This is a genomic window from Streptomyces sp. NPDC033136, assembly GCF_055578235.1.
In genome coordinates this window covers 347119-357593 of record NZ_JBVIPD010000008.1, presented here as the reverse complement: position 1 = coordinate 357593, position 10475 = coordinate 347119, and the positions used below count along the sequence as shown (strand labels likewise).

The 10475-nt window shown below is 71.0% G+C and carries 9 protein-coding genes; 1 reads left to right on the top strand and 8 read right to left on the bottom strand.

The annotated features are described in order from the left end of the window. Positions 1 to 440: 440 nt before the first annotated feature. Positions 441 to 1448, bottom strand: coding sequence for a stage II sporulation protein M (locus tag ACZ5TL_RS18465; RefSeq protein WP_468590907.1), 1008 nt, complete (start codon positions 1446 to 1448; stop codon positions 441 to 443). A 127-nt stretch (positions 1449 to 1575) separates the two neighbouring features. Here ACZ5TL_RS18465 and ACZ5TL_RS18460 point away from each other — a divergent pair, with 127 nt between their 5' ends. Then, on the top strand, positions 1576 to 2538 hold the full coding sequence (locus ACZ5TL_RS18460; RefSeq protein ID WP_468590905.1) for an RDD family protein: 963 nt from the start codon (positions 1576 to 1578) through the stop codon (positions 2536 to 2538). Positions 2539 to 2558: 20 nt separating this feature from the next. Here ACZ5TL_RS18460 and ACZ5TL_RS18455 read toward each other — a convergent pair whose 3' ends face one another. The 7 genes from ACZ5TL_RS18455 to ACZ5TL_RS18425 form a co-directional block, all read right to left on the bottom strand. Then, positions 2559 to 3173 carry a hypothetical protein gene (locus ACZ5TL_RS18455; RefSeq protein ID WP_468590904.1) on the bottom strand — a complete coding sequence of 205 codons (615 nt, stop codon included), beginning with the start codon at positions 3171 to 3173 and terminating at the stop codon, positions 2559 to 2561. A 116-nt stretch (positions 3174 to 3289) separates the two neighbouring features. Then, on the bottom strand, positions 3290 to 4747 hold the full coding sequence (ahcY, locus tag ACZ5TL_RS18450) for an adenosylhomocysteinase (RefSeq protein WP_468590902.1): 1458 nt from the start codon (positions 4745 to 4747) through the stop codon (positions 3290 to 3292). 325 nt (positions 4748 to 5072) lie between these two features. Next, on the bottom strand, positions 5073 to 6047 hold the full coding sequence (locus ACZ5TL_RS18445; RefSeq protein WP_468590901.1) for a cation diffusion facilitator family transporter: 975 nt from the start codon (positions 6045 to 6047) through the stop codon (positions 5073 to 5075). A 152-nt stretch (positions 6048 to 6199) separates the two neighbouring features. Further along, the gene (gene manA, locus ACZ5TL_RS18440; RefSeq protein ID WP_468590899.1) at positions 6200 to 7351 is read right to left on the bottom strand and encodes a mannose-6-phosphate isomerase, class I; all 1152 of its coding nucleotides are present in this window, start codon (positions 7349 to 7351) and stop codon (positions 6200 to 6202) included. Positions 7352 to 7406: 55 nt separating this feature from the next. After that, on the bottom strand, positions 7407 to 8534 hold the full coding sequence (locus ACZ5TL_RS18435; protein ID WP_468590897.1) for an SIS domain-containing protein: 1128 nt from the start codon (positions 8532 to 8534) through the stop codon (positions 7407 to 7409). A 116-nt stretch (positions 8535 to 8650) separates the two neighbouring features. Continuing rightward, positions 8651 to 8821 (bottom strand): Trm112 family protein, encoded by a 171-nt coding sequence (locus ACZ5TL_RS18430; RefSeq protein ID WP_468590896.1) that lies wholly within the window; start codon positions 8819 to 8821, stop codon positions 8651 to 8653. 279 nt (positions 8822 to 9100) lie between these two features. Then, on the bottom strand, positions 9101 to 10465 hold the full coding sequence (locus ACZ5TL_RS18425) for a phosphomannomutase/phosphoglucomutase (protein ID WP_468590895.1): 1365 nt from the start codon (positions 10463 to 10465) through the stop codon (positions 9101 to 9103). Between the last annotated feature and the right edge of the window lie 10 nt (positions 10466 to 10475).

Genomic DNA, 10475 nt, shown 5'->3' with positions numbered 1-10475 from the left:
CTGGCGTTGACTTTTGGCACGCTGTTGAGTTCTCAAGGAACGGTCGCTTCCTTTGTACTCACCCTCTCGGGCTTTCCTCCGGGCGCTTCCCTTCGATCTTGCGTTTCCGACTCTATCAGACCCTTTTCCGATCCGATTTCCTCGGCGCTTTCCAGGTTTCCGCTTCCGCGTTTCCCTTTCCGGCGGTTCCGACTTTATCAGAGGTTTCGGGCCGGATTGACCGGCCGCTCGTTTCCGATTCATCGGGAGGGGCTTCGTTGAAATCAGCGTTTCAAGAAGCAGACAGATGCTCACCGCTGCCGGTCCGGGGCTAGAGCCCATCTCCAGGCAACTGTTCAAATCTACCTCCCCACACTCGCCGTGTCAACGGCTCCTGTGGGGCGAAGAGGAGACTAACAGTTGAACGGACGTGGTCGCACATCCGGCGGTCGGGGAGTCGATCAGGCCGCTGTGGGGACGGTCGCGCTGCGCTCCGCTGCCTCGACGTCACCGGTGTCTCCCTCTCGGGCGGCACGGCCGCCGAGGACATAGACGTAAGCGAGGAAGGCCAGTTCGGCTGCGATCCCGATGCTGATGCGGGCCCAGGTGGGGAGGCCGGACGGGGTGACGAAGCCTTCGATGGCGCCCGAGACGAAGAGGACCACGGCGAGGCCGATGGCCATGCCTATGGCGGCTCGGCCCTCTTCCGCAAGGGCTGTGCGGCGTGTGCGGGGGCCCGGGTCGATGAGGGTCCAGCCGAGGCGCAGTCCGGTGCCGGCCGCCACGAAGACAGCGGTCAGTTCGAGCAGGCCGTGCGGGAGGACCAGACCGAGGAACGTGTCGAGGCGGCCGGCCGAGGACATCAGGCCGACGCCGATCCCGAGGTTCAGCATGTTCTGGAAGAGGATCCAGATGACCGGCAGTCCCAGGAAGACACCCAGGATCAGGCACAGGGCCGCGGCCCAGGCGTTGTTCGTCCAGACCTGGGCGGCGAAGCTCGCGGCCGGGTGGCTGGAGTAGTACGTCTCGTACTGGCCGCCGGGGCGGGTGAGCTCGCGGAGTTCACTGGGGGCCGCGATGGAGGCCTGCACTTCGGGATGGGTGCCGATCCACCATCCCAGGAGGGCCGCCACGGCCGTGGACAGGAGCGCGGTGGGGACCCACCAGTGGCGTGACCTGTAGACGGCGGCCGGGAAGCCGTGCGCGAGGAAGCGTGTGACATCGCGCCAGGATGCGCGCCGGTTTCCTGTCACGGCACTACGCGCGCGTGCCACGAGCTGGCTGAGCCGGCCGGTCAGCTGGGGGTCGGGAGCGCTGGACTGGATCAGGGAGAGGTGTGTGGCGGCACGCTGGTACAGGCTGACGAGTTCGTCGGCTTCGGCGCCGCTGAGGCGGCGCTGGCGGCGGAGCAGGGCTTCGAGGCGGTCCCACTCCGCTCGGTGGGCGGAGACGAAGACGTCGAGGTCCATCGGTGTGCCTGCTCCTCGGCTGGTCGCGGCGGCTCGTCGTGGATCAGCTTGTCGTACTGCGGTGCGATGCGCCCTCAGCTTGGCAGACTGGCCCTGTCAGGGGCAGGGCAGGGGAAGGGCGGCGGGCGTGAGTGAGCTGGTGACGGGCGAGGCTGTGGCGTTGGAGCTGCGCCCGGCGAGACTGCCCAGCAGGGCGCTGGCCGTGTTGCTCGATCTTGTGGCGGCCATGGCGGTCTATGTCGCCGTGACCATCGCGTTGGTGTTTTCGACCGCTTCCCTGGACGAGGCGGCGCAGACGGCGCTGTCGATCGCGACGTTCGTTCTCGTGCTGGTGGGGGCGCCGATCGCGGTGGAGACGCTCAGCCATGGGCGGTCGCTCGGGAAAATGGCGTGCGGGCTGCGGGTGGTGCGGGACGACGGTGGGCCGATCCGGTTCCGGCATGCGCTGGTGAGGGGCTTGATCGGAGTGATCGAGATCCTCATGACGTTCGGCATCGTGGCCTGTATCGCCTCGTTCGTGTCGGCGCGTGGTCGGCGGCTGGGGGATGTGTTCGCGGGGACTCTCGTCGTGCGGGAGCGGATCCCGGTCGCACGGAACGGCTTCGTTCCGCCTCCTCCGCCGTGGCTGGCGGGGCGGTTCTCGGGGCTGGATCTGTCAGCGGTGCCGGACGGCTTGTGGCTCGCCGTGCGTCAGTACCTGACGCGCATGCAGCAGCTCGATCCGCAGGTGGGCTGGTCCATGGCGGAGCGGCTGGCCTCGGATCTCGCCGAGCGTACGGGGACTCCGGTGCCGCAGGGTGTGCCGCCGGCGGCGTATCTGGCGGCGGTCGTGCAGGAGCGGCAGGCGCGGGAGGTCCGGCGGGCTTTCGGGAGCGGTTCCGGCATGTCTTCTGCCGCGACGCCGGTTACCGAGGGGGGCCCGGCCGCCGGCGGGATTCCGGCTGCGGGCGGGGTCCCGGCTGCTCATGAACCTCCGGCGGTGCCGTCCGGGCCGGTGTCCGAGCCGACCGGCGGGGGCAGCCGGCCCGTGGAGTCACCTGAGGTCCCGTCGGATGAGCGGCCCGGCACCGGGTTCGTCCCGCCGGCGTAGTGGAGTGCGGGGCACCCTGCTCAGGTGAACACCGACGGCGGTGATTCGAGGTCCTCGAGCTCGATGCCGGGGGCCGCGAGCACGACGTCGCCGGCCATGTGCACAGCGTGCTGCTCGCCCGTGTCCAGGGCTGTGACCTGGTATGCGTCCACGGTCAGAGGGCCGTTGTCAGTGGGGTGTGCTTCTCTCTTCAGCAAGGCCCACGACTGGTCCACGGTGCGCGGGGCGAGGACCGGGTCCGTGAAGGCGACGAGGCGTACGCGGGTGGCGGCTGCGGAGGGGGTGAGGCGCAGGAGACGGGCGGTGGCGACGAGGAACGCCGGGGAGGTGCCGGTGAAGGCGTGGGCGCGCACATTGCCTTCCGTGGCGTCGGTTCCGGTGGGGTCGGTGCGGACCCAGGTGACGCCGTCGAGGGCGGCGCCGCGGACCTGCCAGGCGGCAGCGTGGAGTTCGAGGCGGATGGGCCGGCCGAGTTCGTCGAGGGTGAGGTCGACGGAGCCGTGGTGATCGCCCGAGGGGGTGGTCAGCTGGGAGTCGTAGCGCCAGCCGGAGGGGCCGGGGGCGCATTGGAAGTGTTCTTCTGCGAGGGGGGTGTGATCGTGCGGATCGTGGAGCGAATAGCGGCCGCGGGGCATGGGGATCCTGGGTCCTGACGGGCTGAGCCGGTCGCCGGCCGGTCGAACGGGGCAGGCCCCCCGGCACGGGGGTGCGGGGGGCCTGTCTCGGTCTCGGCAGCGCTGTGCTGCTCGGCTCAGTAGCGGTAGTGGTCCGGCTTGAACGGGCCCTCGACCTGGACGCCGATGTACTCGGCCTGCTCGGGGCGGAGCGTGGTCAGCTTCACGCCGAGCGCGTCGAGGTGGAGGCGGGCGACCTTCTCGTCGAGGTGCTTGGGCAGAACGTAGACGCCGGTCGGGTACTCGTCGGGCTTGGTGAACAGCTCGATCTGGGCCAGGGTCTGGTCCGCGAAGGAGTTGGACATCACGAACGACGGGTGGCCGGTGGCGTTGCCCAGGTTCAGCAGGCGGCCCTCGGACAGGACGATGATCACCTTGCCGTCGGGGAAGGTCCAGGTGTGGACCTGCGGCTTGACCTCGTCCTTGACGATGCCCGGGATCTGGGCGAGGCCGGCCATGTCGATCTCGTTGTCGAAGTGGCCGATGTTGCCGACGATGGCCTGGTGCTTCATCTTGGCCATGTCCGAGGCCATGATGATGTCCTTGTTGCCGGTCGTGGTGATGAAGATGTCGGCCTTGTCGACGACCTCGTCGAGGGTCGTGACCTGGTAGCCGTCCATCGCGGCCTGGAGGGCGCAGATCGGGTCGATCTCGGTGACGATCACGCGGGCGCCCTGTCCGCGCAGCGACTCCGCGCAGCCCTTGCCCACGTCGCCGTAGCCGCAGACGACCGCGGTCTTGCCGCCGATGAGGACATCGGTGGCGCGGTTGATGCCGTCGATCAGGGAGTGGCGGCAGCCGTACTTGTTGTCGAACTTCGACTTGGTGACGGCATCGTTGACGTTGATCGCCGGGAACAGGAGGATGCCGTCGCGCTGCATCTCGTACAGGCGGTGGACGCCGGTCGTGGTCTCCTCGGTGACGCCGCGGATCTCGGAGGACAGCTGGGTCCACTTCTGGGGGTTCTCGCCCAGGGTGCGGGTCAGCAGTTCGAGGATGACGCGGTGCTCGTCGGACTCGGCGGTGTCGGGCGAGGGGACCTGGCCGTCCTTCTCGTACTCGACGCCCTTGTGGACGAGGAGGGTGGCGTCACCGCCGTCGTCCAGGATCATGTTGGGGCCGCCGGTGGGGCTGTCCGGCCAGGTCAGGGCCTGCTCGGTGCACCACCAGTACTCCTCCAGCGTCTCGCCCTTCCAGGCGAAGACGGGGACGCCCTGGGGGTTGTCCACGGTGCCGTTCGGGCCGACGGCGATGGCGGCGGCCGCGTGGTCCTGCGTGGAGAAGATGTTGCAGGAGGCCCAGCGGACCTGCGCGCCGAGGGTGACCAGGGTCTCGATGAGCACGGCGGTCTGCACGGTCATGTGCAGGGAGCCGGTGACGCGGGCGCCGGCCAGGGGCTGCGCCTCGGCGTACTCCTTGCGGATCGCCATCAGGCCCGGCATCTCGTGCTCGGCGAGGGTGATCTCCTTGCGGCCGAACTCGGCCAGGGAGAGGTCGGCGACCTTGAAGTCCTGCCGGTTGTCGACAGTCGTCATTGCGAGCTGCTCCTCGGGGTTGGGGCGAGGTGGGTACGGCTGGTCTGCGCGGCGGCGGACACAGGGGTGCCCGAAAGAGGACACAGGCATGCCCGCGTACGCGCAGCGCAGTCCGTCGGAGGCCCTCTCTCCCTCGGCCGGTCCGCGGTGGGACCGCCCGACCGCCATCAGCAGCGACGTCTGGCTCCGTCCCAAGCTACACCGCGGGCGGGGGCGAACCCCAGTCCGCCCGCGAACACATCGAGCCGATCATGTGACGGATCCGGGTACGGCGACGGGGCCCGCCGAGTGGTCCGGCGGGCCCCCGTGGGCGCGGGAGGAGGGGTCAGTGGGCCGTGGGGGCCGGGCCTCCGGGCGAGGCCTCGGCGTCGGGGCCCTTGTCCGCCTCGGTCTCGCTGTAGATGTCCGGCTCGAGGTAGATGACGCGGGCGATGGGGACGGCGTCGCGGATGCGGGCCTCGGCGGCGTCGATGGCGGCGGCGATCTCGGTGGCGGTCTCCTCGTGACGGACGGCGATCTTGGCCGCGACCAGGAGTTCCTCGGGGCCGAGGTGGAGCGTGCGCATGTGGATGATGCGGGTGACCGTGTCGCCGTCGACGACGGCGGCCTCGATCTTCTGGGTCTCCTCGAGGCCGGCGGACTCGCCGAGCAGCAGCGACTTGGTCTCGGCGGCGAGGACCAGGGCGATCAGGATGAGCAGGATGCCGATGCAGAGGGTGCCGATGCCGTCCCAGACGCTGTCGCCGGTGAGCAGGGCGAGGCTGACGCCGCCGAGCGCGAGGATCAGGCCGACGAGGGCGCCGAGGTCCTCCAGGAGGACGACCGGGAGCTCGGGAGCCTTGGCGTGGCGGACGAACTCCTTCCAGGAACGCTTGCCCCGCAGGACGTTGGACTCCTTGATGGCCATGCGGAAGGAGAAGGTCTCGGCGATGATCGCGAAGACCAGGACGCCGACCGGCCAGTACCAGTTCGTCAGCTCGTGCGGGTGCTTGATCTTCTCGTAGCCCTCGTAGAGGGCGAACATGCCGCCGACCGAGAACAGGACGATGGAGACGAGGAAGGCGTAGATGTAGCGCTCGCGGCCGTAGCCGAAGGGGTGTTGCGGGGTGGCCTCGCGCTTGGCCTTCTTGCCGCCGAGCAGGAGCAGCGCCTGGTTGCCGGAGTCGGCGACCGAGTGGACGGACTCGGCGAGCATCGACGACGAGCCGCTGAAGAGGAACGCCACGAACTTCGCTACCGCGATCGCGAGGTTGGCGACCAGTGCCGCCACGATCGCCTTGGTGCCGCCTGACGCGCTCATGTGTTCGCGTTGTCCCTTCGTATGCCGTTCCAGGGCCGGGACGCCGCCTTGGTGCGGCGCCCATGGCTTGCCCGTGCTTGACGGTGGGCCATTGTTGCAGCCCGCTCGGACTGCGGTGCTTCAGGTCACCAGCACGGGGCGCAGCGAAACGGTCAGGCGACGACGGTGGCCCGGAAAAGCGTTCCCGTTCCGGACACTTCGGCGCTTTCTCCGGCCGGGACGAAGACGGACCGGCCCGGAGTCAGGTCGTGCTCACCGGCCCGGACGGTGCCGCCCGTGCAGAGCAGGATCTGCGGGGTGGAGCGGGTGAGGTCGTGGGCGTTGCCCGCCTCGGGGAGGACGTAGCGGGAGAGGCGGAACTCGTCGATGGGCGTCTCGTAGACCTCCTCGCCGTCCGGGGCGGCCTCCGGGCGCAGGACGCCGGGGTCGGAGGCGTGGAAGCGGACGATGCGCAGGAGTTCGGGGACGTCGACGTGCTTGGGGGTCAGGCCGCAGCGCAGGACGTTGTCGGAGTTGGCCATGATCTCCACGCCGAGGCCGTTCAGGTAGGCGTGCGGGACGCCGGCGCCGAGGTGGAGGGCCTCGCCGGGCTGGAGCCGGACGTGGTTCAGCAGCATCGCGGCGATGACGCCGGGGTCGCCCGGGTAGTGGTGGGCGATGTCGGCGTAGGGGGCGTAGGCGCCGCCGAGGCGGGTGCAGGCGGCAGCCGCCTCCTCCACCGTGCGGGACATCTCCTCGCGGTCGGCGGTGAGGATCGCCGTGAGGACCTCGCGCAGGGCGGCGTCCTCGGGGTGGGCGTGCAGCAGGTCGACGTACGGCTTGAGGGAGTCGACACCGAGGTCGTCGAGGAGACCGGCGGCCTCGAGCGGGGCGCGGAAGCCGCACAGGCCGTCGAACTCGGTGAGCGCGCAGATCAGTTCGGGCTTGTGGTTGGCGTCCTTGTAGTTGCGGTGGGGGGCGTCCACGGGGATGCCGCGGCGCTCCTCGTCCGCGTGGCCCTCCCTGGCCTGCGCCAGGTCGGGGTGGACCTGGAGGGAGAGCGGGGCGCCGGCGGCGAGGATCTTGAGCAGGAACGGCAGGCGGGGGCCGAACTTGGCGACGGCGGCCGGTCCGAGTTCTTGCTCGGGGTCGGCTTCGATGACCTCGACGAGCGTGCCCCGGCTGGTGCGCGATGGCGCGCCCGGGTGGGCGCCCAGCCACATCTCCGCCTGCGGCTCGCCGGTCGGTTCGACGCCGAGGAGGTGCGGGATGGCGGTCGGGGAACCCCAGGCGTAGGGGCGGATGGTGTTGTCGAGGCGGTCCATGGGGTTCTCTCTGCGTGTGCGGGCGTGCGGGCGCGTCAGGGTGTCCCGGGCAAGATCAGGCCCTCGAAGCGAGCGCCAGGTAAACCGCGGCGAAATCCGTGATGGCGATCAGTTCCGCGAGGGTCTCCAGTTCGCCGCCCTCCTCCGGTTCCAGTTCGCTGATCGGTGTGTCGTGGCTGAGGGCCAGGTCGCGGGCGCCGGGGGCGGCGGTGAGGCCGCCGATGGGACGGTCACGGAGGAGCACCACGCGCGCGTGCAGGGCGGGCGGGTCCTCGACGCGGTCGCGGAAGAAGTCGTCGGGGTCGGCGCTGGCGGCCAGCGGGCCGGCGAGCAGGGCGCTGTGCGCGGCGAGGGCCTCGGGGAGTTCGGCGACGACCGCGGGGGTGCCGGAGAGTTCGGCGAGCGCGGCGGCGAAGCGGCGGCCCGCGGGTCCGGCCGAGACGCCCTCGGTCCAGATGATGGGGAGCGCGTCGGCTAGTTCGGCGGCGAGGGTCTTGGCGGGGTTGCTGTACGTGGCGATGGCGGGGCCGCAGCGTTCGGCGATGCGGTCGAGGCGGTCGGCGACCTTGCCGAGGGCGTCCGGCGGGGCGGCGAGCACTCCCGTACGGTCCAGGAGCGCGAGGAGCGGGGTGAGCAGCGCCCACAGGACACCGGGGGCGGACGCGGCGAAGGGCTCTTCCTGGTCGTACGGGGCGGTCGCCATGGGGACGAAGAGGCCGTGGGAGCCGTTGACGGCGTCGGCGAGCGGGGAACGGCCGGGCGCTACGGCGACGACGGCGCAGCCCCGGCGGTAGGCCTGTTCGGCGAGGAGGGACAGGCCCGGTTCGGTGCCGTCCGGGGTGGTGATCAGCAGGAGGTCGACCGAGCCTGCCCAGCCGGGCAGTTCCCAGCGCAGGGCGCCCGCCGCGGGGGCGACGCCGCTGGGGGCCAGGCGGGTCACGGGGCTGCCGGGGCCGGCGAGGGTGCCGAGGAGGTCCGCGGCGTGGGTGGCGGCGGCGCCCGGCCCGGCGATGAGGACCGCGCGGGGGCGGCCGTCGGGCTTGAGGTCGTTGATGCCGGCCTCGGTGGAGTGGCGGGCCGCGGTGCGGACGCGGGCGCCTGCTTCGGCGGCGCCGCGCAGCAGGCCGCGGTGGTCGGCCTCGGTGAGACGGTCCGGGGAGTCGAGCAGCGATTCGTCGAGCATGGGGCGGCAGCCTCCGGTCGCCGGGGTCCGTTATGGGGATGTCGTCCTACGTCGGTGCCCGTTGTGCCCGGGGGTATGTGCACCGGCTGGGGTGGTGCGGGTGCTGGCGCCGCCGGTCACGCGGGGCGGCGGGCCTCGTCGACGAGAAGGACGGGGATGCCGTCGCGGACGGGGTAGGCCAGGCTGCAGCTCGTGTCGGTGCAGATCAGCTCGGTGTCCTGCTCCTTGAGGGGGGCGTGGCAGGCCGGGCACGCGAGGATTTCGAGGAGGCCGGATTCGAGGGGCATAGGGGTTTCCTCCGAGGTGCGGGCGCTTGGGGTCGTGCCTGGTCAGGTTACCGCCGATGGAGCCGGGGCCTCAGGGGTCCTTTCACTGTGCCCGCCGGGTCGCGCGGCCTGGCCCCGCGCCTCGCCGCGTTGCCGAAGAGCCCTAGCTAGTAGCTCCTCCCTCAAGCTTTCGCCTGCGCTCGAGCAGGGGGCACCCCCATCGAGAGGGCCCTCCGGCGCCTTGCGATGCACGGCACCAGACCACGCGACCTGATCGGACGCTCATAGTGAAAGGACCCCTCAGCCTCTGATGATCCCCAGCACCTCGTCCCGCACCCGCGCCATCGTCTCCGCGTCCCTGGCCTCCGCGTTCAGCCGCAGCAGCGGCTCCGTGTTGGACGGGCGGACGTTGAACCACCAGTCGGCGGAGGAGACCGTGAGGCCGTCGAGGTCGTCGAGGGTGACGCCCGCACGGCTCTCGTACGCGGAGCGGATCGCGGCGAGGCTGGCCGCCTGGTCGGCGACCGTGGAGTTGATCTCGCCGGAGCCGGTGTAGCGGTCGTACTCGGCGACGAGGGAGGAGAGGGGGGTCTCCTGGCCTCCGAGGGCCGCCAGGACGTGCAGGGCGGCCAGCATGCCCGTGTCGGCGTTCCAGAAGTCGCGGAAGTAGTAGTGGGCGGAGTGCTCGCCGCCGAAGATCGCGCCGGTGCGGGCCATCTCGGCCTTGATGAAGGAGTGGCCCACGCGGGTGCGGACGGGGGTGCCGCCGTTCTCCCCGACGACCTCGGGGACCGACCAGGACGTGATCAGGTTGTGGATGATCGTGCCCTTGCCGCCGTGCCTGGCCAGTTCGCGGGAGGCGACGAGGGCGGTGATCGCCGACGGGGAGACCGGCTCGCCCCGCTCGTCGACGACGAAGCAGCGGTCGGCGTCGCCGTCGAAGGCGAGGCCCAGGTCGGCGCCCTCCTCGCGGACCCGCCGCTGCAGGTCGACGAGGTTGGCCGGGTCGAGGGGGTTGGCCTCGTGGTTGGGGAAGGTGCCGTCGAGCTCGAAGTACATCGGGACCAGCGTCAGGGGCAGGCCGGCGAAGACCTCGGGGACCGTGTGCCCGCCCATGCCGTTGCCCGCGTCGACGACGACCTTCAGGGGGCGGATGGAGGTCAGGTCGACCAGCGAGCACAGGTGGGCCGCGTAGTCCGCCAACGTGTCGCGGCCGGTGATCGTGCCCGGCTCAGCGGCCGGCTCCGGCGCCCCCGACTCGCTCCAGCGCTCGACCAGTTCGCGGATCTCGGCGAGGCCGGTGTCCTGGCCGACCGGGGCGGCGCCCATGCGGCACATCTTGATGCCGTTGTACTGCGCCGGGTTGTGGGAGGCGGTGAACATGGCGCCGGGCAGGTTCAGCGCGCCCGAGGCGTAGTACAGCTGGTCCGTCGAGCACAGGCCGATCTCCGTCACGTCGGCGCCCAGCGCCGCCGCCCCGCGCGCGAAGGCACGCGACAGGCCGGGTGAGGAGGGCCGCATGTCGTGCCCGGTCGCGATGGCGCTCGCGCCGGTGACCCGCACGAAGGCCGCCCCGAAGAGCTCGGCCAGGGACTCGTCCCACTGGTCGGGGACGACCCCGCGTACGTCGTACGCCTTCACGACCTGCGACAGATCAGCAGCCACGGCCAACCTT

What these genes read in the sequence shown, in the direction of transcription:
- ACZ5TL_RS18465 (WP_468590907.1), bottom strand. Translation starts at nt 1,448, where the DNA reads ATGGACCTCGACGTCTTCGTCTCCGCCCACCGAGCGGAGTGGGACCGC.
- ACZ5TL_RS18445 (WP_468590901.1), bottom strand. Translation starts at nt 6,047, where the DNA reads ATGAGCGCGTCAGGCGGCACCAAGGCGATCGTGGCGGCACTGGTCGCC.
- ACZ5TL_RS18455 (WP_468590904.1), bottom strand. Translation starts at nt 3,173, where the DNA reads ATGCCCCGCGGCCGCTATTCGCTCCACGATCCGCACGATCACACCCCC.
- ahcY (WP_468590902.1), bottom strand. Translation starts at nt 4,747, where the DNA reads ATGACGACTGTCGACAACCGGCAGGACTTCAAGGTCGCCGACCTCTCC.
- manA (WP_468590899.1), bottom strand. Translation starts at nt 7,351, where the DNA reads ATGGACCGCCTCGACAACACCATCCGCCCCTACGCCTGGGGTTCCCCG.
- ACZ5TL_RS18430 (WP_468590896.1), bottom strand. Translation starts at nt 8,821, where the DNA reads ATGCCCCTCGAATCCGGCCTCCTCGAAATCCTCGCGTGCCCGGCCTGC.
- ACZ5TL_RS18435 (WP_468590897.1), bottom strand. Translation starts at nt 8,534, where the DNA reads ATGCTCGACGAATCGCTGCTCGACTCCCCGGACCGTCTCACCGAGGCC.